At 61.7% G+C, this 20,601-nt stretch carries 19 protein-coding genes and 1 tRNA gene; 11 read left to right on the forward strand and 9 right to left on the reverse strand.

What is annotated here, in order from left to right; all coding sequences use genetic code 11:
* Nucleotides 1-7: 7 nt before the first annotated feature.
* Both Q4G32_RS04400 and Q4G32_RS04405 read right to left on the reverse strand, forming a co-directional pair.
* A complete protein-coding gene (locus Q4G32_RS04400) occupies nucleotides 8-1,060 on the reverse strand; it encodes an ImmA/IrrE family metallo-endopeptidase (RefSeq protein ID WP_303349473.1) in 1,053 nt (350 codons plus the stop codon).
* Nucleotides 1,061-1,093: 33 nt separating this feature from the next.
* Nucleotides 1,094-1,393 (reverse strand): type II toxin-antitoxin system RelE/ParE family toxin, encoded by a 300-nt coding sequence (locus Q4G32_RS04405; protein ID WP_303349474.1) that lies wholly within the window; start codon nucleotides 1,391-1,393, stop codon nucleotides 1,094-1,096.
* Between the two features lie 96 nt (nucleotides 1,394-1,489).
* Here Q4G32_RS04405 and Q4G32_RS04410 point away from each other — a divergent pair, with 96 nt between their 5' ends.
* The 4 genes from Q4G32_RS04410 (at nucleotide 1,490) to Q4G32_RS04425 (ending at nucleotide 8,520) form a co-directional block, all read left to right on the forward strand.
* Nucleotides 1,490-2,959, forward strand: a complete 1,470-nt coding sequence (locus Q4G32_RS04410) for a class I SAM-dependent DNA methyltransferase (RefSeq protein WP_303349475.1) — start codon at nucleotides 1,490-1,492, stop codon at nucleotides 2,957-2,959.
* Complete coding sequence (locus tag Q4G32_RS04415) at nucleotides 2,956-4,119, forward strand: restriction endonuclease subunit S (protein ID WP_303349476.1); 1,164 nt, start codon at nucleotides 2,956-2,958, stop codon at nucleotides 4,117-4,119. The genes Q4G32_RS04410 and Q4G32_RS04415 overlap by 4 nt, the downstream gene beginning before the upstream one ends.
* The gene (locus Q4G32_RS04420) at nucleotides 4,119-5,024 is read left to right on the forward strand and encodes a restriction endonuclease (protein WP_303349477.1); all 906 of its coding nucleotides are present in this window, start codon (nucleotides 4,119-4,121) and stop codon (nucleotides 5,022-5,024) included. The genes Q4G32_RS04415 and Q4G32_RS04420 overlap by 1 nt, the downstream gene beginning before the upstream one ends.
* Before the next feature lie 136 nt (nucleotides 5,025-5,160).
* Nucleotides 5,161-8,520: a DEAD/DEAH box helicase family protein gene (locus tag Q4G32_RS04425; protein ID WP_303349479.1), complete on the forward strand. Its 3,360-nt coding sequence runs from the start codon at nucleotides 5,161-5,163 to the stop codon at nucleotides 8,518-8,520.
* Here Q4G32_RS04425 and Q4G32_RS04430 read toward each other — a convergent pair whose 3' ends face one another.
* Both Q4G32_RS04430 and Q4G32_RS04435 read right to left on the reverse strand, forming a co-directional pair.
* Nucleotides 8,521-8,925 carry an NYN domain-containing protein gene (locus Q4G32_RS04430; protein ID WP_303349481.1) on the reverse strand — a complete coding sequence of 135 codons (405 nt, stop codon included), beginning with the start codon at nucleotides 8,923-8,925 and terminating at the stop codon, nucleotides 8,521-8,523. It lies immediately after the preceding gene.
* A 183-nt stretch (nucleotides 8,926-9,108) separates the two neighbouring features.
* A tRNA-Ser gene (locus Q4G32_RS04435) sits at nucleotides 9,109-9,196 on the reverse strand.
* A gap of 51 nt (nucleotides 9,197-9,247) precedes the next feature.
* On the opposite strand from Q4G32_RS04435, the gene Q4G32_RS04440 reads away from it, so the two are divergent.
* The 7 genes from Q4G32_RS04440 to Q4G32_RS04470 all read left to right on the forward strand — a co-directional run bounded on the left by Q4G32_RS04440 (nucleotide 9,248) and on the right by Q4G32_RS04470 (nucleotide 16,718).
* Complete coding sequence (locus tag Q4G32_RS04440) at nucleotides 9,248-10,231, forward strand: NAD(P)H-quinone oxidoreductase (RefSeq protein ID WP_303349483.1); 984 nt, start codon at nucleotides 9,248-9,250, stop codon at nucleotides 10,229-10,231.
* Nucleotides 10,232-10,404: 173 nt separating this feature from the next.
* A complete protein-coding gene (locus Q4G32_RS04445) occupies nucleotides 10,405-12,699 on the forward strand; it encodes a carbon starvation CstA family protein (RefSeq protein WP_303349485.1) in 2,295 nt (764 codons plus the stop codon).
* A 116-nt stretch (nucleotides 12,700-12,815) separates the two neighbouring features.
* A complete protein-coding gene (locus tag Q4G32_RS04450) occupies nucleotides 12,816-13,031 on the forward strand; it encodes a YbdD/YjiX family protein (RefSeq protein WP_303349579.1) in 216 nt (71 codons plus the stop codon).
* 184 nt (nucleotides 13,032-13,215) lie between these two features.
* Nucleotides 13,216-13,695 carry a hypothetical protein gene (locus Q4G32_RS04455; RefSeq protein ID WP_303349487.1) on the forward strand — a complete coding sequence of 160 codons (480 nt, stop codon included), beginning with the start codon at nucleotides 13,216-13,218 and terminating at the stop codon, nucleotides 13,693-13,695.
* Nucleotides 13,696-14,152: 457 nt separating this feature from the next.
* On the forward strand, nucleotides 14,153-15,172 hold the full coding sequence (locus tag Q4G32_RS04460) for an endonuclease domain-containing protein (protein ID WP_303349489.1): 1,020 nt from the start codon (nucleotides 14,153-14,155) through the stop codon (nucleotides 15,170-15,172).
* A 369-nt stretch (nucleotides 15,173-15,541) separates the two neighbouring features.
* Nucleotides 15,542-16,363: a tyrosine-type recombinase/integrase gene (locus tag Q4G32_RS04465; RefSeq protein WP_303349491.1), complete on the forward strand. Its 822-nt coding sequence runs from the start codon at nucleotides 15,542-15,544 to the stop codon at nucleotides 16,361-16,363.
* Nucleotides 16,364-16,442: 79 nt separating this feature from the next.
* A complete protein-coding gene (locus tag Q4G32_RS04470; protein WP_303349493.1) occupies nucleotides 16,443-16,718 on the forward strand; it encodes a hypothetical protein in 276 nt (91 codons plus the stop codon).
* Between the two features lie 268 nt (nucleotides 16,719-16,986).
* Here Q4G32_RS04470 and Q4G32_RS04475 read toward each other — a convergent pair whose 3' ends face one another.
* From Q4G32_RS04475 to Q4G32_RS04495, 5 genes are read right to left on the reverse strand one after another with little or no spacing between them, the layout of a single operon-like run.
* Nucleotides 16,987-17,334 carry a hypothetical protein gene (locus tag Q4G32_RS04475; protein ID WP_303349495.1) on the reverse strand — a complete coding sequence of 116 codons (348 nt, stop codon included), beginning with the start codon at nucleotides 17,332-17,334 and terminating at the stop codon, nucleotides 16,987-16,989.
* Nucleotides 17,321-17,689 carry a phage holin gene (locus tag Q4G32_RS04480; RefSeq protein ID WP_303349496.1) on the reverse strand — a complete coding sequence of 123 codons (369 nt, stop codon included), beginning with the start codon at nucleotides 17,687-17,689 and terminating at the stop codon, nucleotides 17,321-17,323. Before Q4G32_RS04480 ends, Q4G32_RS04475 begins: the two co-directional genes overlap by 14 nt.
* Before the next feature lies 1 nt (nucleotide 17,690).
* On the reverse strand, nucleotides 17,691-18,374 hold the full coding sequence (locus tag Q4G32_RS04485; RefSeq protein ID WP_303349498.1) for a peptidoglycan recognition protein family protein: 684 nt from the start codon (nucleotides 18,372-18,374) through the stop codon (nucleotides 17,691-17,693).
* A gap of 9 nt (nucleotides 18,375-18,383) precedes the next feature.
* Complete coding sequence (locus Q4G32_RS04490) at nucleotides 18,384-19,076, reverse strand: LamG-like jellyroll fold domain-containing protein (protein WP_303349500.1); 693 nt, start codon at nucleotides 19,074-19,076, stop codon at nucleotides 18,384-18,386.
* A gap of 14 nt (nucleotides 19,077-19,090) precedes the next feature.
* Nucleotides 19,091-20,599 (reverse strand): polysaccharide deacetylase family protein, encoded by a 1,509-nt coding sequence (locus Q4G32_RS04495; protein ID WP_303349501.1) that lies wholly within the window; start codon nucleotides 20,597-20,599, stop codon nucleotides 19,091-19,093.
* Nucleotides 20,600-20,601 lie beyond the last annotated feature (2 nt).

The raw sequence follows: 20,601 nt of genomic DNA on the forward strand, positions 1-20,601 counted from the left end.
GGTCAAGTTACCGGATGACGTTGTCCATCTTGTGCTTGAGTTCATGGCCCCAGGCGTAGTCAACGCTCAGGTGTTGCGCGCGCCCCAGAACAATGCTTGGTGCAATGCCAAGCTCCGCTGCCAGAGTCCGGATGGCTTCAATGTCGCGGCCTTTGGGGATCCTGGCCACCTCGCTTGGTGGAATCAGGGTGTCAGCGGCAAAGGTGTTGGCCTCATCCTCAGTTTGGGCCACCTCCCCGTTGAGGTACAAACCCTTGCTGCCATGGAGAAGGACATGGCCTAACTCATGAAACAGCGTGAACCAGAACTGATCATCAGTCTTTTGAAGCAGGGAGAGTTGGATGATGGGGTGGTCGTTCATCCAGCGGGTGGCTCCGCAAATGCCCAGGCCGGGGATGGCGGGTATAAAGCAGAGGATGACTCCGACCTCGTGCAGCAGTTCCACGGCCTGACGTGCGCCAACCTCGGGTTCTTCGGTGGTGAGTTCGCGCAACCGGGGGATCAAAGCCTTCAACGCCTGTTCATTGAATGCGGGAAGGTCGCCAAGTTTCTCGTGGTGGCGTTCAGCCAAAGCCAGCCATGTGGCCAACGCAGGTGCATGGTCATGTCCTACAGCAGCGCGGCGATAAGCCACGCTGCCGCGGGACCACGTTGCGTCGAATGCAGCCAGGCTGGCCACACCCAATACGGCTAGCAGCTGTTGCACGGTACCCGCGCGGTCCCTAGGCGCGGCCGTGATTACTTGGACCCGCCGCAGATGAGCCAATGGAAAATCTTTGGCGCGATCGTACTGCTCGGCAAGTGCATCGGCTTCTTCCAGACGAGCGAGGTCTGAACGATAACCACTTTCATGCTGATTCCAGATGCGGGCGGGGACGCCCGTCACCCGCTCCAAGGCCAACGCGGTGCGGTGAGACAGTGGCGCCTTCCCGCTCAAAAGTTCGCTGATGTGCTTGGGTGTGACGCCCAACCTGCGGGCGAGTTCAGCTGCGTTGATGCCTTCATCGTCCATCCATTCGGTGATGAAGTCACCTGTTGATACCAAGTAGTCGGGCTGCATGATCTAGTCTCCTCCCCGCTGTCTGCTGTTCAGTTAGCGCCGGTGGTAGTCGGTAATCTCCACCACCAGAACGGTGGTTGCGCCGTTGGGTTGTGGCGCAACAATCAGGCGCCAATTGCCGGACAGTCGTCCCGACCATTGGCCTCGCCTGTCACCCGTCAGCTCTTCCCATCGACCCACTCCGAGCAGCAGGTCCGCCATCTCTTGGCTGTTGCGGAGTTCGGCGATGCGTAATTTCAGCGACTTGGCCACCTGGACGTTGAGCTTGCGCTGCATGTATCGAGCTTCGGTGCAGATTCGCTCCAGTTCCTTGCTCGCATACTCCAAGTGCATGGGTCGATGTTACCTGAATCGTAACACCGATTGCTGCTGAGGCCGGAGAAGGATGGCGGCAAGGGGCGGAACGAACCCACCGGTAGGATCGACCGAGTGATCACCGGAGACCTCAAGAACAAAATTGACCGCGTTTGGGATGCTTTCTGGTCTGGCGGCATCAGCAACCCGTTGGAGGTGATCGAACAGATCACCTACCTGCTGTTCCTGCGGCGGCTGGATGACCTTCAGGTCAATGCGGAGAAAAAGGCGCTGATCACCGGCAATGGCCTGGAGAACCCACCGTTCCGCCCGGGGGAGGACCACCTGCGGTGGAGTCGGTTCAAGAACCTGGACCCGCAGACCATGTACCGGACGGTCAGCGGTGAAGTCTTCCCGTTCCTTCAGAACTACGGCACCCGGGTGGGTGGGGACAACTCCACTTACTCCGAACACATGAGGGACGCCCGCTTCACTATCCCCACCCCGGCGCTGCTGGCCAAGGTGGTTGACCTGCTGAGCGATGTGGACATGGACAAGCGGGACACCAACGGTGACCTGTACGAATACATGCTCTCCAAGTTGGCCACTTCCGGCATGAACGGCCAGTTCCGCACACCGCGCCACATCATCCAGTTGATGGTGGACATGGTGGCACCCACTCCCGACGACGTCATCTGTGACCCCGCCTGCGGCACCGCCGGTTTCTTGGTCCAGGCCAACGAGTACATCCGCGATCATCACCCGTCTGCTCTGACGCATCCGCAGCAGCGCAAGCACTTCCACCAGGACATGTTCCACGGGTACGACTTTGACAACGTCATGCTGCGCATCGGCTCCATGAACATGCTGATGCACGGCATTGAGTCCCCGGACATTCGCTACCGGGACTCGCTGTCCGAAGGTGCCAGTGAGGACACTTCCCGCTACACACTGATCCTTGCCAACCCGCCTTTCGCGGGGTCTTTGGATTATGAAACGACGTCGAAAGCTCTGCTGAACACGGTCAAGACCAAGAAAACCGAACTGTTGTTCTTGGCTTTGTTCCTCAAGCTGTTGCAGCCTGGTGGCCGCGCTGCCGTGGTGGTTCCCGACGGCGTCCTGTTCGGCTCATCCACTGCGCACAAAGCCTTGCGCAAAATCCTGGTGGAGGACCAAAAGCTGGATGCCGTGGTCAAGCTGCCGTCCGGTGTGTTCAAGCCGTACGCGGGGGTCTCCACCGCCATTTTGTTCTTCACTCGAACTGACTCCGGTGGTACCGAGGACGTCTGGTTCTACGACGTCCGCTCGGATGGATTCTCCCTGGATGACAAGCGCAACCCGGTGGAAACCAACGATCTACCGGACGCCCTGCGGCGGTGGCAGAACCTCGACGACGAACGGGACCGGTCCCGCACGAATCAAAGCTTCATGGTGCCCAAGCAAGAGATCGTGGATCAGGGCTACGATCTTTCCCTGAACCGGTACAAAGAGATCGAGTACGAGGAAGTTGAGCACCGCTCCCCGCTGGAAATCATCGCGGACATCGAAAAGCTCGACGCCGAGATCGCCGAGGGCATGGCAGAACTGAAGGCGATGCTGAAATGAAGGTGGTGAAGCTGGGTGATGTTGCTTCTATAGATCGTCAGATTATTGCGCCGTCTGACCTTGAACCCTCTACTTCATATCTAGGGCTAGAACATATTGCTCAAGGTGGGCAAATTTTAGACTCAGAGACGATTGGCAGTTCGGGTGTCCGGAGTTCAAAGTTTCGCTTCACAAGCGATCATATCCTTTACGGTAAATTACGTCCGTACCTGGCAAAAATAAGTCGACCTTCCTTTAGTGGCGTCTGCAGTACTGACATCCTTGCAATTCTTCCCGGCAGGGACTTGGACCGTAACTATTTGAACCACTATCTGTTGCAGCCAAATATGGTTGACTACGCGTCCAGTCGAGCAACTGGTGCAAACCTGCCGCGGCTGAGTCCCAACACTCTGGCCGGATTCCCCGTACCTCTCCCACCTCTCGAAGACCAGCGGCGGATAGCGGCGATCTTGGACAAAGTCGACTCGCTCCGCGCCAAGCGCCGCGAGGCCATCTCCCACTTGGAAAGCCTGCCGCAAGCCATCTTCCGCGAGATGTATCAGGGTGGCGACCCAGGTGCGTGGCCGCTGCTCCGAGTTGGGGAACTGGTCTCATCTATTGAAAGTGGATCGAGCCCAAAGTGTGAGAGCCGCCCGGCGTTGGATGGTGAATATGGTGTCTTGAAGCTGGGGGCTGTCACGTATGGTGATTTTAGACCTTCTGAGAATAAGGCGTACCTGGGGAGCCTTGATGATTTACGAGTTGTTGAGGTTAATTATGGCGATGTCCTTATGACGCGTAAAAATACTCTAGACTTGGTGGGTGCGGTGGCTGTCGTGGACCAGTTGCATCCAAGGCTAATTCTTCCAGATCTCATATTCCGGCTTAATTTCGTGCCTGGAATTATGGATGCGCATTTTTTTCAAACTATGATGATGAGTTCGGTCGTCCGTCCACGTGTGCGTCAGCTCGCCGGTGGGTCGGCTGCGAGTATGTCAAATATCTCCAAGCAGCGGCTGAGTGGGCTCGTCGTTCCAGTGCCGCCGATAGAGCAACAGCGTGCGTTTTCACGAGTTGTAGAGGATGCAAAAGCTCGTCTGCATCGAATGACATTGCAGGCGAAAGCTCTCGACGAACTTTTCGCATCCCTCCAATCGCGGGCCTTCAAGGGTGAACTTTGATGCGAGCACCAACGTGGGAGCAGTACATGGCGCCGTCGTTGCGGGTGCTGGCTGATGGCCAGGTGCACCGGCTGCGCGACGTCATCACGCAAGCAGCAGACCTCCTGGACCTCACCGATGACCAACGAGCCATTCTGATTCCATCCGGCCAGGAGCAGTGGCTCAATCGTGGCAACTGGGCGTTGTCCTACCTGACTCGTGCGGGTGCAACGGAACGGCCGGGGCGGGGGAGGTATCGGATCACCGAGTTGGGGCGTGAGCTGCTGGCACGGAATCCAGACTCCATCACCTTGCGTGACCTCCAGGCTGTGCCGAGCTGGCAGGGGAGCACCGTGCAAAAAGGTGAAGCGGTCGGCGCGGAGGGTGGCGCCGTCGTCGTCGAAAATGAGCTTGACCCCACGGAACAGATCGCATCGGGGATCGCGCGCATTCAACAAGAGGTTGCCGAGGACCTGTTGCAGCGCTTGCACGCGCAGGAGCCGGTTTTCTTTGAACAAGCGGTGCTGAATTTGTTGATCGCCATGGGTTACGGCGGTTCCCTGGGTAAGGCCACGCGTACGCAGCTGTCCAACGATGGCGGTATAGACGGCATCATTGACCAGGATGCGCTGGGTCTGGACCGTATCTACGTGCAGGCAAAACGCTATGCACCCGGCACGGCGGTCCAGCGTCCGGAGGTCCAGGCCTTTGCCGGGGCACTCCAGGGGCAGCGGGCAGAGCGCGGAGTGTTCATCACCACCGGTGGATTCTCGTCAGGGGCTCGCCAGTTTGCGGAGGGTTTGTCCGTCAGGTTGGTGTTGATCGACGGCGCCCGGCTCACTGAGCTCATGATCCGTCACGGTGTTGGCGTGCAAACCAAGCGGACCGTTCAAATCGTGGAAGTGGATGAAGACTTCTTTGAGTGATACGGCCGCCTTTGGCGGTTGCATCATGGGAACCTTGGGTTGTCTGACCCTGGCGGTAGGCTCGATTCATGGACATCAAAGGTCAGCGGAGGCGAGCGAAAGTGAGCAATCGTCGCTGCCCTTGTAGGGAGACCACGTGAGCAACTTCGGATTCATTCAGCAGGACTGGCCTGGCGTTCATGCGGATGCTCGCCGAGCAGAGAGTTATGTATCCAGTGATCCTGTTGCCGCGTGCTTCTACAGCCGTCGGGCCATTGAGCAACTGGTTCTGCATCTGTACGACGTCATGGGCTTGCCCGAACCGTACCGCGATGACCTGTCCGCGCGCATTAATGAACAACATTTCAAGAACACAGTTGGTGAGGGAATTGTTCTCAAACTGAACCTGATCCGCCGCGTGGGCAATTCCGCTGTTCACAGCAATAAGTCGGTTCCGCCCCAGGCTGCTCAGCAGGTCTTGAGAGAGCTGTTCCACGTCCTGGTGTTTACCGCTCTGCGCTACTCAACTCGACCTGACCTGGTGCCCACTCGGGCGCAGTTCGACCCCACACTGGCGGCACGTGCGGCACCGTTGAGCCGCCAGGAGTTGGTAGCTCTCAACAAGAAGTTCCAGGAGCAGGACCAAGCGCACGCTCAGGCGCTCAAAGAGCAGCAGGACTTGGCGGCAGCCAAGGACGCTGAAATCAAGCAGCTCAAAGAGCAGATTGCCGCAGCCCAAGCTGCCAACAATCGTCCTGACGACCATGACTACACAGAGGCCGAGACCCGCACAGGCACCATCGACATCATGCTGGGTGAGGCTGGTTGGCCCCTGGACCAGAAGCGGGACCGCGAATACCCGGTAGACGGGATGCCCAAGGGGCGCGGCTATGTGGACTACGTCCTGTGGGGCGCAGACGGATTGCCGCTGGCAGTGGTGGAGGCAAAACGCACCGCACGCAGCGCCCAGCTCGGCCAGGAACAGGCCAGACTTTATGCACAGGCTTTGGAGCAAGAGTTCGGGCGCCGCCCAGTGATCTTTTACACCAACGGCCATGAACAGTGGCTATGGGACGATCGCGCTTTTGGCGACGACGGCGGGTACCCACCCCGTAAGATTCAGGGCTTCCTCAAACGGGATGAATTGGAGCTGATGATTCAGCGCCGTTCCACTCGCACCGCGCTGTCAACGGCGGACGTGGACTCAGCCATCGTGGACCGTTACTACCAATCCCGCGCGGTCAAGGCCATCGGCGCCGCATTCGACAATCGGGACCGTGATGCGCTGTTGGTCATGGCAACCGGTGCAGGCAAAACCCGCACGGTGATCGCGCTGGTGGACATGCTGACCAAGGCCAACTGGGTGAAGCGGGTGCTGTTCCTGGCCGACCGCCGGGCGCTGGTGACGCAGGCAGTGAGTAGCTTCAAAACGCATTTGCCCAGCTCCAATCCCGTGAACCTCCTGGAAGAACGCCACGGACAGGGCCGGGTGTATGCAGCCACGTACCCCACCATCATGAATCTCATCAATGACGTCAAGGACGGCCGTGAATTCAGCCCCGGCCACTTTGACCTGGTGGTCATTGATGAAGCCCACCGATCCGTGTACCAGAAGTACCGCGCGATCTTCAGTTGGTTCGACTCCTACCTGGTGGGTCTGACTGCTACGCCCAAGGAGGAAATTGACCGGAACACCTACGGGTTGTTCAACCTGGAGGACGGGGTCCCTACAGATGCTTACGGCCTGGACCAGGCCATTGCTGACAATTACCTTGTGCCGCCGCGCGGCATCGCCGTCGGGACCCGATTCCTGCGTGACGGCATCCGGTATGACCAACTCTCCCAAGAGGAACGGGATGACTGGGACGGTCTGGATTGGGGCGACGACGGCGCTCCGGACGCCATTGATTCAGAGGAAATCAACCGTTTCCTCTTCAACGCGGACACAGTGGACAAAGTCTTGGCGCAGCTCATGACTGACGGACACAAAGTGGCCGGCGGAGACCGGCTGGGCAAGACCATCATTTTTGCCAAGAACCAGGCGCATGCCCAGTTCATCGAACAACGGTTCAATATTGCCTACCCCGAATACGGGGGAGAGTTCGCCCGGGTCATCACCCATGGCAATCCGTTCGCGGAGAAGCTGATCGAAGACTTCAGCCAACCCGACGGAGCCCCGCACATCGCCATCAGCGTGGACATGCTGGACACCGGTATTGATGTGCCAGAAGTGGTCAATCTGGTGTTCTTCAAGGTGGTCCGCTCCAAGACCAAGTTCTGGCAGATGATTGGGCGTGGAACCCGGTTGTGCCCCGACCTCTACGGTCCGGGGGAGGACAAACATGACTTCTACGTCTTTGATTTCTGCGGAAACCTGGATTACTTCGGTCAGGACCTGCCTGGCTCTGAGGGTTCCGTGGCCAAATCACTGTCCCAACGCCTGTTTGAAGGACGCCTGGGCCTGGTGACTGCATTGGACCGAGCGGAGCAACACCCTGATCTCCGCGGCGCAACAGCGGATTGGCTCCACCAGCTGGTCGCCGGGATGAACTTGGACAACTTCCTGGTCAGAGCGCATCGGCGCTATGTGGAGAGGTGGGCGGAGCGTCGTCGTTGGGACACCGTCAGCCAAACGGATGTGGCTGACCTCTTGGAGCACGTGGCCGACTTGCCGTCAACAGTCCAGGACACGGACGAGGACGCCAAGCGCTTTGACCTCTTTGTGCTCAGGCGTCAGTTGGCGACTTTGGATGGCGACGCCACAGTAGCCCAGCGGACACAGGAGTCCATCCAGGCCATCGCGGAGAACCTGCTGAGCAAGGGGGCTATCCCGGTCGTGGCCAAGCAACTGCCGCTGCTGGAAGAAGTGGCTGAAGAACAGTGGTGGGAGGACGTCACGCTGCCCATGTTGGAAGTCATGCGAGTACGCATCCGGGGGCTGGCACGATTCGTGGAACGCACCCGCCGTAATCCGGTTTACACCAACTTCCAAGATGCGCTGAATGAATCGCGGGAAGTGGAGATGCCGCAGGCTGCCATCGGGATGGATTGGGGCCGTTTTGAAGCCAAGGTCTCCGCGCTGGTTCAACAGAACCAAGATCACCTGACCATTCAGCGCCTCAAGCGCAATAAGCAGCTCACGGCGGAGGATCTGGAAGCCCTTGAAGGCATGTTGCTGACAGCCGGGGATGAGCAGGTGAACCTCGACTGGGTCAAGGATCGAGTGGGCAGTCTGGGGGCCTTTGTTCGTACCCTGATCGGGTTGGAACGGGAGGCGGTCATGGAGGCATTCTCCCAGTTCCTTGATGAATCCCGGTTCACGGCCGAGCAGATCCGATTCATCGGCATGGTGGTGGATGAACTCACCGTCAATGGTGTGATGAAGCCAGAGCGTCTGTTTGAGTCTCCGTACACGGACATGGGACGGGTGGATGCGATCTTCCCGGACAACTGGGTGGAGATTGCCGGGGTCTTACGCCAGGTCGAATCCACGGCCGACCCGGTTGGTGTCGCCTGATCATCGCCACTTGTCAGGTCGATCAAAGATTCTGGGCGGGATACCTATCACGATTTTTCGTGGCAGCTGCGATTGACGGATCTCCTTAAGCATGCGCACGGCTGGAACCAGATCACTGTCTGCGCTCATAATCAACGCCGAATCGTAGGTTTGTTCCATGGCATCTCTCAGGAGGTGAAGGGCGATGTTCACATCGGTTTCTTTCTCCTCATTGCGTTGCCACGTTGCATGGCATTTCCGGCAAGTCTGAGTTTTGCTTTTGTAGTGGCCTTGGATGACCTGAAAACGATCGCCATAGAGCGTCTCAAGCGCAGAGATGTACCGGTCCTGGCGGCTTTCAGTAGCGGGCACATTGATGACTGGAGCGGTGAGTATTTCACGCAGCTGATCTCGGTGTGTGGACACAGGGGGTTACTCCTGGTGTATGGCTACTGCACACCCCGCTTGCGGCTATTCCGGTAGCTTCAAGCCCAACGGCCCGGCTTTTTAGTTGGGCCGTTTTTGTGCTCGGAACAGAGGCCACATCTTCCAACACCAAAGGCCCGGTGACCAGCATATAACCGCTGGTCACCGGGCCTTTGCCTGGTGCGGAAGGTGTAGGATTCGAACCTACGGTACGGGGTTACCGCACACCGGTTTTCAAGACCGGCTCCTTCGGCCGCTCGGACAACCTTCCATGTACTTGGTCGGCTCTCACCGCCTTGTACGAGCGACTACAGTAGCACACATGCGAGCCGTCATTGACACCACTCCGGGCGGGCCGGAAGTTCTACGCGTCACGGAGCATGCGCGTCCTGATCTGCACAGCGACGCCGTTCGGATCGCCGTCGCAGCCGCCGGTCTGAACAGGGCTGATGTGCGGCAGAGAACTGGTAATTACAAGATTCCTGCGGGCGCTTCCAAGGTGTTCGGACTGGAAGTGTCTGGGGTTGTCACGGAGATAGGCCCTGATGTTGACGCTGCCCGGAATCTGAAGGTGGGGGACCGGGTCTGTGCCCTTCTGGACTCGGGCGGCTACGCAGAGGAAGTGGTGGCGCCGACCGCCAACGTGCTGCCGATTCCGGAGTCCATCACCATGGAAGAAGCCGCAGGTCTACCGGAGGTGCTGGCCACGGTGTGGTCCAACATTTTCATGGAGGCTCGTGCCCAACCAGGGGAGACCGTCTTGATTCACGGCGGCTCCGGCGGCATTGGTAGTGCGGCTATCCAAATGTGCAACGCCTTTGGGCTGAACGTGCTGACCACGGTGGGCAGCGCAGCAAAAGCCGAATACGTCAGGGAACTCGGTGCCCAGGCCATCCGATATGACACTCAGGACTTTGCGCAGCAAGTCCTTGACCTCACGGATGGTCAAGGAGCTGACATCATCTTGGACGTGGTGGGTGCCAAATACCTGGAGTCCAACATCAAGGCCTCGGCTGAGGATGGTCGTCTGGTGATCATCGGCCTTCAAGGCGGGCGCACCGCAGAGATTGACTTGGCTCGGTTGATGGGCCGCAGATTGCATCTGATCGGGACCACTCTGCGGGCAAGGCCGCCCCGGCAGAAGGCTGAGATCATGGCCCAACTCAAGAAGCATGTGTGGCCCCTGGTGGAGAGTGGGCGGATTGCCGTGCGCATCGACCGGACGTTTCCCTTGGATGAAGTTGCGGCCGCTCACGAGTACTTCGATTCGGGCGCTCACCTGGGCAAAGTCCTGCTGGTGCCATAACTGCCGGACTGGATGGGCGCACCGCCATTGCATGAACTTGGCGCGTTCAAACATTTGAGAGCAATAACAGTGTTTCAGCTCATATTCAGGCCTAAACTCACGATGTCCTGAGGCTGCGTGTTCTGCGGAACAACCCTCACCTAAACAGCAGCCTCCTTCTCATCAGGAGCACCATGAGTACCATCGTGAACCCGCCGTCACCTGGCGGGTCCGGGCCTGAGCCCGAACTTGATCTCCCCCCGGTAGCCGTTGACCCAGAAGTGCTCGACGCCGAGCAGCGCCGCTGGACCCCCACCAAGATTGCCATTTGGGTGGCCATTGCCCTTGTGGGTGGGTTGGCGTGGGCCATGATCGCCATTGTCCGCGGGGAGACCATCAATGCCATTTGGTTTGTTCTGGCTGCAGTGTGCAGCTACCTGGTGGCCTACCGGTTCTACTCCAAGTTCATTGAGAACAAACTGGTCAAACCGGACGACACCCGCGCAACCCCAGCTGAGTACAAAGCCAACGGCCGTGACTACTTGGCCACTGACCGCCGAGTCCTCTACGGGCACCACTTTGCCGCCATCGCCGGCGCCGGGCCATTGGTTGGTCCCGTGCTGGCCGCTCAGATGGGTTACCTGCCGGGGACCATCTGGATTGTGGTGGGTGTGATCCTGGCCGGTGCCGTGCAGGACTATCTGGTGCTGTTCTTCTCCATGCGCCGCGGAGGCCGGTCACTGGGCCAGATGGCTCGGGAGGAACTGGGACCCATTGGTGGCTGGGCTGCCATCATTGCCACGCTGGCCATCATGATCATCATTGTGGCCATCCTGGCCCTGGTGGTGGTCAACGCACTGGGTGAATCCCCGTGGGGCGTGTTCTCCGTGGGAATGACCATCCCCATTGCCATTTTCATGGGTGTTTACCTGCGCTACATCCGTCCCGGCAAGGTGATGGAAATCTCCATCATTGGCTTTGCGCTGCTGATGTTGGCCATCGTGGCCGGCGGTTGGGTGGCGGACACCAGCTGGGGTGCGGAAGTTTTCACCCTGGAACGCACCACGCTGGCCTGGTTTGTCATTCTCTACGGCTTCATTGCCGCCGTACTGCCCGTGTGGCTGCTGCTGTCCCCACGGGACTACCTCTCCACCTTCATGAAGGTGGGAGTGATCGTGCTGCTGGCGCTGGCAATCGTCGTCGTCCGCCCGGAAATAACGGTTCCGGCCGTATCCGAATTTGCCGGGCGCAGCGACGGCCCCGTGTTCTCCGGATCACTTTTCCCGTTCCTGTTCGTGACCATCGCCTGCGGTGCACTCTCTGGTTTCCACGCGCTGATTGCCTCCGGAACCACACCCAAGATGGTGGAAAAGGAACGCCAGACACGCATGATCGGCTACGGCGGCATGCTCATGGAATCCTTTGTGGCCATCATGGCCCTGGTTGCGGCCATCTCCATTGATCGCGGCATTTACTTTGCCATGAACTCTTCGGCAGCTGTTACGGGCGGCACCGTGGAAGGTGCTGTGGCTTGGGTGAACTCTCTGGGACTGACCGGTGTTCACGTGACTCCGGAACTCCTGCAGGGCACCGCGGACGCCGTGGGTGAGGAGAGCATTGTCTCCCGAACTGGCGGTGCTCCCACGCTGGCCGTGGGACTGGCGCACATCATGCAGCAGTGGCTGGGCGGTCCGTCCATGATGAGCTTCTGGTACCACTTCGCCATCATGTTTGAAGCTCTGTTCATCCTGACCGCCGTGGATGCAGGAACCCGCGTGGCCCGCTTCATGCTGCAGGACTCCCTGGGCAACGTGGTGCCCAAATTCGCCGATACCAACTGGCGGATCGGCAGTTGGTTGACCACCGCCATCATGGTTGCGGGCTGGGGGTCCATCCTGATTTTGGGAGTGACGGACCCACTGGGCGGTATCAACACGTTCTTCCCGCTCTTCGGAATAGCCAATCAGCTCTTGGCAGCCATTGCGCTGTCCGTGTGTTTGGCCATAGCGGCCTCCCGTGGCAGCTTCAAATACTTGTGGATCATCATTGTTCCGCTGGCATTTGATCTGGTGGTCACGGTGGTGGGGTCATATCAGAAGATCTTTTCCTCCAACCCAGCCGTGGGCTACTGGGCCAACCACTTCAAATTCCGGGATGCCTTGGCTGCGGGGGAGACCAGTGCCGGCAACGCCACGAGCGTGGAAGCCATGGAGGCCGTGGTCCGCAATACGGCGGTGCAGGGAACGCTCTCCATCGTGTTTGTGGTGCTGGCCCTGATCGTGGCCATCACAGCAATCATCCGCACCATCCGCTGCTTCCGGGAGCGCAACCCGCAAGTTCACGAAGACCCCTACCTTCCCTCCAAGTTCTTTGCCCCCGCCGGCTTTGTTCTCAGCCCCGCTGAGAAGGATCTGGAGAAACGGTGGGCCAAACTCCCGCTGGAGGTCCGCACCCCGGGCGCCGCCCAAGGACACGGACATGGCCACTGAACTGCGCATCCATGGACGACGACGCCGCACCACCCCGCCGTCGTCCCATCCCCGGGGTGCGGATGCCTGCCAAGGCAGGCATCCGACTGCCAAAAATCAGGAGGAGGTTGGAGCTCATGTCAGCTGTGGGTGACTACTGGAAGAAGGTGCGGGCTACCGGTGGCAACGTGGCTGGCTGGTTCTCCGGGGTGCTGGGTGCGGACAAGTACCAGCGCTACCTGGAATTCCACGCGGCGCACGGTGAACCCGGGGCCGCACCCATGACCGAACGGGAGTTCTGGCGGGACTGGCAAGACCACCAGCAGAACAATCCGCAGGGGCGTTGCTGCTGATCGGAGATTGACCGGGCGCTGCGTTGGCGCAGTACCGGTGAAGGGGCCCGCTGAAATTGGTGGGCCCCTTCCTACTGCCTGGAATCTGGTGTGAGGCTGCATCTGGCGTCAGGAACTTCGGTTGAGGTTGCTGCGCGGTGCATTGCTCTGTGGGAGTTCTGCGGTCTGAGATCATGGGTCGACCATGGGATTTTTCGCGGAGCATCTGGCGGCACGCCGGGATCAGAAGGAGTTGGGTCAAGGCGTCTGGCGCCGGGCCCACGACCGGTTCAGGCGCGGCCTGGACCGGTTTCACCAGGTGCTGGAACAAGTCCAGGATCCGGAACTGGTGGCCAGTGCCGTGCCCGTGGCAAATTCTTTGGCCGATCTGCTGCCCCGCGTTCGCCAGATTTGCATGACTGCGCAGACTTTTGCCCCTGACCAGGAGCAGGAGATTCCGCATTCGGAGGGGGGCTGGTTGCATGACCTGCACCGTGAGCTGTCCCGGGCCGGAAATGACCTTGCCCAAGCCGCCGAAGCTCTTGCCATGGCACGTTTCCGCAGCTCCTCTGTGGATGCCACTTTGGCCCACCAGCTGAGCTTGTCGGCGCTCACACGTCGGACGGATGCCGTGGCGCAACGGGTGGAGCAGGCCGAAGCTCTCCTGGCCGCCCACAACCTCTGACCCCACCCGCCCGCCGCCTGCACCCCATCTGCCCCGCCCGGCCACCCCAGCCCTGCCCCGCCCCGGTCCGCCGCCTGCACTCCATCTGCCCCGTCGCCCCTATCGTCGACTTCCCATCTGACCGCGAGATCACCGCCCAGGAGGTGGGAGCTCGCCGGATATATGGGAGCTCGGCAGCGTGCTGGCGACGCGACAGGCAGCAGGCAGGCGCAGAAGACAGTACGACGACGCCCCGACCTCCCCGCGCCGGGACAATCACCCGTGACGGCAGCGCAAGTGAACCGGACAGTGTGGTTGCCCCGTCCGAGCGCCCCGTGCCTGGGCAACCTTCCCGCGCCGGGGAACCACCAGTGGTGGTGACTCCACAGGCCACGATTTCGGCCCGAATGCGGGGTGGAACGTCCACAGATGCAGCGTGATGGCCCACAGCAGGCTGCGGGAAGCTCATGCTCGATCCATGAACTCCCTACCGTCTGTCCGGCAAGTCAGTGTGGATGGTTCCTCTGGCTCGCATCGGAAACGTAGCCACCGTCCCCAACGCGGCCCCGTGCCTGAACGTCTGCTCACCAGCGACCAGGTCATGGAAAACCTGGGCCGTTACCCACGAGCGATTACTGATGGGCGCGATCCCAAACTGGGTTTGCTGCGAGTCCAGCGCAACGCGTGGGCAGATGAATCCTGGTGGAAGTCCCTGAGCAGCTGGCAACGTGTGAAGCAGGAACACCTGGCGGTCAACATGGCAGCACGCCACCCTTTGACCTTTTGCCGTGAGTCCGCAGCGCTGTTGCATGGATGGCCTGTGCTTTCCCTGCCACACAGGCCGCACGCGGTGGTCGGTCACCAGAGAACTGGCAGTCATCGCACTGATCGAACTGTGGCCCCGCATCTGTGGCATCTCTCCCCGGAGGATGTGCAACCGCACGGCGCGGCTTTCGTCACCGTGCCGGCTCGAACGGCCGCTGATTGTGCCCGCGAGTTGGCGTCACGCGACGCCGTCGTGATGCTTGATCATTTTCTGCGGGTAGGCGGGAGGCTGGACCAGGTCGAAATGATGCTCACGGCGTCCAAAAATCGACGCGGAGTCCGCCGCGCTCGCGCAGCGCTGCGTCGAGCCAACGGTCTGGCTGAGTCCCCTGGCGAGACTTTGACGCGCCTCATGCTGGAGGACCACGGGGTGGACGGCTTCACCCAACAGCTTGCGATCATGACAGCCGGGGGTCGGCACCGCGTGGACTTTGCGTGGGAGCGTGAGAAGGTGATCCTTGAGTTTGACGGTGGCATCAAGTATTCGGGAAAGTACGGCAGCCCCGGGGACGTGATCCGTCTGGAGCGGCAGCGGGAGAAGGACCTGACCAATGCAGGATGGCGGGTGATCCGGGTCAATTGGGACACGGTTGTGCGCTCGCCATTGATGGTGGTGCAGCTCATCCGCGCGGAATTGCACGCGGCTTCCCACTCCACTGTCCAGCTCCCATAAACTTGCCCAGCTCCCACGTCATAGCCGGTGATCTCGCAGCCAGATGGGAAGTCGACAGCAGAGTGGGAGCTCAACAACAGAGGGGGCGGTCGGTGAGTCTCCCGAATCCCGTAGGCTGCCGTCAGGCCCGCAGGCGCCCGTAACACGCCCGGCCCATACACACATTCCTGCCTATAACCCCACATTCCTGCCGCTGCCCCGACACGCCAGGAACACACGGCAGGGCCTCAGCGAATGAGAAGCGGCCCGTCACCTTGGGGTGACGAGCCGCTTTGTGGAGCCTCCTGCCGGAATCGAACCGGCGACCTATTCTTTACTAGCGCAACGGTCTGTGACGCCGGTCCCCGCTGCGGCGTAACGTAAACACCCATGTTGTATTTGCATGATTTTAGAGACTGGCAGCGGGCTGCGAATCTGTCTGAGCGGACGGCCACGGAGCGGGCGCGGGTGATCGCCCAGCTGTGCGCGGCGGCCGGGCGGGATGACCCACTGGAGGTTGGGGCGCGGGAGATTGTGCGATTCCTGGCCCAGCGCCACCTGTCCCGGACCACACGCGCCAGCTACTACGCCAGCCTGCGGGCCTTCTACACGTGGGCCATGCGGGCAGGGCTAGCGGCCAGCAGTCCGATGGAGGGCGTCCCCACGCCGAAGCGGCCACCGTCCACGCCGCGACCTATCCAGACTGTGCAGCTGGCTGCCACGCTGCGGGCGGCTAACCGGGCGCGCACGCGGGCCATGGTTTTGCTCGGCGCGCTGGAGGGGCTGCGGGTCCATGAAATCGCGGCGGCGGCTGGGCCGGATTTCGATCTGGGAGCGGGCACCATGACGCTGACCGGGAAGGGTGGGAAGCGGGCTGTGATCCCGCTGCACCCTGCGGTGGCCGAGCTGGCGCGGGAGATGCCTACGCGGTCGTGGTGGTTCCCCTCCTACCAGGATGCGACACAGCACATCGGCAGCCGTGCAGTCGGCAAGGCAATCAGCGGGGCCATGCACCGGGCCGGTGTGCCCGGTACAGCTCACCAGCTGCGCCACTGGTACGGCACAGAGCTACTGGAGCGCGGCGCGAGCCTGCGGACCGTGCAGGAACTTCTGCGGCATGAGTCCGTGGCCACGACGCAGATATACACGCGGGTGACCAGCGCCCGGAGGCGGGAAGCTATCGGGCGGCTGGAATTACCTGCGGCAGCCTAGTTGACACCCCGCATATGCGGGGGTTAGGGTTGGGTGTACCGGGGCAGGCCAAGGCCCCACCAACCGAAAGGAAACCATCATGAAGAGCATTAAGCGGGCCGACTGGGAGGGCATCCTGGGCTGTGACACCGGCACCGGGACGGGCTGGCAGATCATGGGCTATGAGCTCACCTCAGACCAGGCGCGGGCCTGGAATGACGTGCATTTCATCATCACGGACCAAGACACCGTGGTTGTCAAAAACTGGCCACTGCCTGATGACGCGGTATCCCCATGGAGTGGCCGCTCACTCAGTGCTGACGCGGTAGCGCGTGAGGTCTGGCAGGCCGTGATTGGCGACGGACTAGCAAGCTGATCCCAGCACAACGCCCGCCCCATGCGACCAAGCGGGGGCGGGCGTTGCCGTATCCCCACACGGGTGGGGACCAGACCGAAAGGAAATCGGTATGACGGATTCTACCCGGCAGGCGCTCACACTCGGTGACCTCGCACGCCGCTACCGCCTCAACCGCGACACGCCACGCGGGTGGGCTTTACCCGCGCCGGATGTGGCCCTGGGCAGGTCCACCGGCTGGTGGCCCGAGACCATTGACGCATGGGTAGCGGAGCACCGTCCCGACCTACTAGCCGATGGTGGGGCCAAAGTCCTCGATCAGCACCACGCCTAGCACGGCCGCGATGACGGCGGCGAGCACGATGCGGACTACCCACGCTTGCCAAGATTCCAGTTCGAGCACGCGGGACTCGATCCATTTGATGTGCCGGTCGGCGGTCTCGGTGTGCTCCTGTAGGTCGGTTTCCAGGCGGCGGATGTCAGCCTCGTGGGCTTCCCTGCGGGCGTTCATGACCCGCTCCACGTCTTTCCACGTGGGGCGGGCGTCAAGTTTTTCATCCATGGAGGTCACAGCGGCCTCGATCCGCTCCAGAGACCTGGAGACCTCGGCCGGGTTCATGGGCTCACTGGTCGGCACGGGGGGTGTCCTCGGTGCGGGAGACGGCCAGGCCCAGGCCCAGCACGGCAGCAGCGACCCCGACCCAGGCGACGGCCTGGGTTTCGTCCAGGATGCCGTAGACCACCAGCAGGGGCACGACGGCCAGCAGGATGCCGTAGAGCCAGCGGCGGCGGGCTGCGGTCAGGTAGCGGGGGCCGGCGTAGGTGTCCACCACGGCACGATGACGCGGCGTGTCGCTCCCGGTGCCGGCAGCGGTCGGGCTGGTATCCTGCACGGCCTCGGAGGCCAGTAGCACCAGATCGCCGGGGGCGGGGTAGGACGTGAGCCCGATGGGGGAGCCGTCCGGGGTGTTCTCAGCGGCGAGATTTGCCATGTCAGAGACCTTTCTTGTTCATGCGGTTCAGGATGATCGCCAGGTCTTGGCGGGAGACCGTGGCGAAGGGCTCAAATTGGCCTTTGCGAAGCGTCATCAGGCCCTTGTCCACAGCCCATGTGACTTCTGTGGGGAAGTAGGTCTGTGCGAGATCTCCGATCTTGGTGCTGGTGGTCGTTGGCGCTGTGGTGACGGTTTTCACGGCGGTGGATTGCTTGCGGCGGGTGTTCTCGGCGTTCACGGCCGCAATGAGTTCGTTGAGGCGGGGGCCGTACCGGCCGGGGCAGGATGTGCTCGACCAGTAGTTATGCGGATACACCTTCAGGTCGCCGTAAAATTGCTCCAGGTCAGACATGAGTTCCACCAGGGTGGCCCAGTCGCCCGGGCTCATTTCCGGGCGGCACTCAATGCCAATGGTTTGGCCGTTTCCTTGGGCTGATCCTGCGTGCCATGCGGCCCGGGCGGGCTCCACGATGCAGGACACTTTTCCCGCGCTGACGACGTAGTGCGCGCTGGTGGGGTTAGCGGGCCGGTTAGAGCACAGGTATTGGACCACGCCGTCGTGGGATTGTCCGTCTAGGCCCCAGTGGTGGATGGTGATTCCTGTGGGGTTGCCGGTGTGCCCGAAGTTGGCGCGGGATGACTGGTGTACGGCGGTGTGCTTGGTTTCGTAGGTGTAGGGCATGGGGTTCTCCTAGAGGTTCCAACCGGCGCGGAGGTCGGTTTCTACTTGGGCGCGTTCGGTGGCGGATAGGGCGCGGTCCCAGGCCGCTATTTCGGTGTAGGCGCCGGTCATGGGGTAGTCCCCGCCGTTGGTTCCCACACCGGCCAGGGACAGTGTTGTGCGGGGGTTGGTGCCGGTGGTTTTGGTGGTCTCGGTGCCGTCGAGCCGCAGCGTGGTGGTGGTGTCCCCGAAGGTGGCCACCAGGACGTGCCACCCGACGCTGATGGACCCGAAGCCGACCAGGGTGCCGGTGTTGACGGTGAGGTTCCCGGAGGCGTCTACGGCTATCCAGGTGTCTCGGCCGCCCAGGATGGTGGCCCGCTGCGCCTCGGTGGTGGCGAAGGCGTTGAGGCGGAACGCTGCGGCGATGGTGTGCGGGCGTGACAGCGCCAGGGTGGTGCCCAGCGCGGAGGCGGCCCGGCCCGCTGATCTGATGGACATGCGCCCATCGGTGGCGGTCTGGGACGGTGCGGAGCCGTCGAGCTTGGACAGCGCCAGGCCGCCGATGGTGTCTGTCCAGGTCTCGACGTTCCCGGCCAGGGTGGGATGCAGAGCCACGCCCGCGTTGGCCATCCACCGGTGGCGGGGGTTGGTGCGGAGCTGATGCGGCAGCACGGGCAGCGTGGGTGTGAAAGTGTTGGCGGTTTGGAGCGCGTAACCCATAGTCAGGACGCCTTTCAGATCGCGTGACAGGTCACGGACAAGTTGACGGGGAAGGTGGTGGCCGCGATGGTTACCGTGATGGACGTGGCAGACAGCGGCACCGTGAACGGTGTATGTGTGTCACGCGACCGGGCGGGCTTGGAGACGGCTAGGGCGCCGTCGTTGCTGGTGACCTCCACGGTGTATGAGCCGGACCCGGTGGCGGTCAGGTCGCGGGGGGAGCCCACAACGGACGACAGGCGGTTGGTGTACACGGTGCGTGTGGCGGACTGCCCCGGCTGGAGGGACACGGCCCAGGGGGAGCCCAGCAAGTCATGCCGCCAGGTGGTGGTGGGGTCCAGTAGCAGCGACCCGCCCGGTGTGGTGACCAGCAGCTCACCCGCGTCACGGCGCTCAGCCAGCCGCTTGCAGAACGCCGTGAACTCCGCCGTGGTGATATACCCGGTGGTGTCGAGTCGGGAGGGGTGCAGCATGATCGTCAGCGCGGCAGGCCCGGAGCCCGCCAACCCGTCAATAAGCCCATGTGCCCACGCCGATGTTTGCTGATCCAAGGTCACGTGCCCCGCTCCGAGTTCCATGCTCACCTGCGGCCGGTAGGCCCCGGTGACGTACCCGAAACAAGCGGCGTGGTGGTTGCGGATCAGCTGCCCGGCCAGGGTATCGGCCCAGGTCGCCGTGGTTTGGCCCCAGTTGAAACCGGCGTAGCGGGTGCCGGTGACACCGGCCGGTGTGAAGCCCTCCACGGGGACGGAGGGCACCTGTGCAGCCAGCTCGGTGAGGCCGGTGACGATGTAGTCCCGGATGGTGTCACGGTCGGCCGCGTCATCATGGGTTGCGCCGTGATTCGTGATTTCCACACCGTCAGCCAACGCCGCGGTATTCAGATCAGCCGGGGTCATGCCCGCGTTTTCCGGGGTTGACCAGGTGCGTGAGTTCATGGTCTGCATGGACGGCAGCCCGTACTGACGCAACACCGGCAACACTTTGCTTTTGTAATTGGTGAGGCCGTGGTCAAAGCGTAGGGCGACGACGGGTTTCCCGCCGGTGCCGATCCGGCCACCGCGCCGGGCCATGAAGGCCGAGACCAGGGCGTCACGGCGCCCAGCCTGCGCGGGTGCAGGCAGACGGGCACCCCACCGGTCGAGCACCCATTGCGGCACGGTCCCGTCCGGGAGTACCGCTAGCTCGGAGAGACGCCGGGCGGAGTCCATCACAGCGAAGGCGTATTCGGACTCTAGGGGCGTGTAGCCCAGCGTGTTTTTCACGGTCTCCACGGCATCAGCACCGGCCTGTGACGCTGCGGCTTTGGCTGTGGCCAGCGTGGCCGCGTCTCCCTGCACGGCCGCTGTTTTGGCGGCGTTCAGGGTGGAGGTGTCCCCGGCATCGGCGGCGCTGCGGGCGGTTTTGTGGAGGTCCACTGTCGCCAAGGCGTTGAGTGTGATCGCGTCGTCACCGCCTGAAACGTTGTCTGATCCCGTGGGCGTGGTGAAGCCGAGTTCGCGGGTTTCTGAGAGGCTGGCCATGG

Origin of the sequence: Kocuria sp. (genome assembly GCF_030538595.1) — a bacterium.
Classification (GTDB): domain Bacteria; phylum Actinomycetota; class Actinomycetes; order Actinomycetales; family Micrococcaceae; genus Kocuria.

Coding starts and splice junctions, on each gene's coding strand:
- Q4G32_RS04400 (WP_303349473.1), bottom strand. CDS start 1,060: ATGCAGCCCGACTACTTGGTATCAACAGGTGACTTCATCACCGAATGG.
- Q4G32_RS04405 (WP_303349474.1), bottom strand. CDS start 1,393: ATGCACTTGGAGTATGCGAGCAAGGAACTGGAGCGAATCTGCACCGAA.
- Q4G32_RS04415 (WP_303349476.1), top strand. CDS start 2,956: ATGAAGGTGGTGAAGCTGGGTGATGTTGCTTCTATAGATCGTCAGATT.
- Q4G32_RS04420 (WP_303349477.1), top strand. CDS start 4,119: ATGCGAGCACCAACGTGGGAGCAGTACATGGCGCCGTCGTTGCGGGTG.
- Q4G32_RS04440 (WP_303349483.1), top strand. CDS start 9,248: ATGCGAGCCGTCATTGACACCACTCCGGGCGGGCCGGAAGTTCTACGC.
- Q4G32_RS04445 (WP_303349485.1), top strand. CDS start 10,405: ATGAGTACCATCGTGAACCCGCCGTCACCTGGCGGGTCCGGGCCTGAG.
- Q4G32_RS04450 (WP_303349579.1), top strand. CDS start 12,816: ATGTCAGCTGTGGGTGACTACTGGAAGAAGGTGCGGGCTACCGGTGGC.
- Q4G32_RS04455 (WP_303349487.1), top strand. CDS start 13,216: ATGGGATTTTTCGCGGAGCATCTGGCGGCACGCCGGGATCAGAAGGAG.
- Q4G32_RS04460 (WP_303349489.1), top strand. CDS start 14,153: ATGAACTCCCTACCGTCTGTCCGGCAAGTCAGTGTGGATGGTTCCTCT.
- Q4G32_RS04465 (WP_303349491.1), top strand. CDS start 15,542: ATGTTGTATTTGCATGATTTTAGAGACTGGCAGCGGGCTGCGAATCTG.
- Q4G32_RS04470 (WP_303349493.1), top strand. CDS start 16,443: ATGAAGAGCATTAAGCGGGCCGACTGGGAGGGCATCCTGGGCTGTGAC.
- Q4G32_RS04480 (WP_303349496.1), bottom strand. CDS start 17,689: ATGGCAAATCTCGCCGCTGAGAACACCCCGGACGGCTCCCCCATCGGG.
- Q4G32_RS04485 (WP_303349498.1), bottom strand. CDS start 18,374: ATGCCCTACACCTACGAAACCAAGCACACCGCCGTACACCAGTCATCC.
- Q4G32_RS04490 (WP_303349500.1), bottom strand. CDS start 19,076: ATGGGTTACGCGCTCCAAACCGCCAACACTTTCACACCCACGCTGCCC.
- Q4G32_RS04495 (WP_303349501.1), bottom strand. CDS start 20,599: ATGGCCAGCCTCTCAGAAACCCGCGAACTCGGCTTCACCACGCCCACG.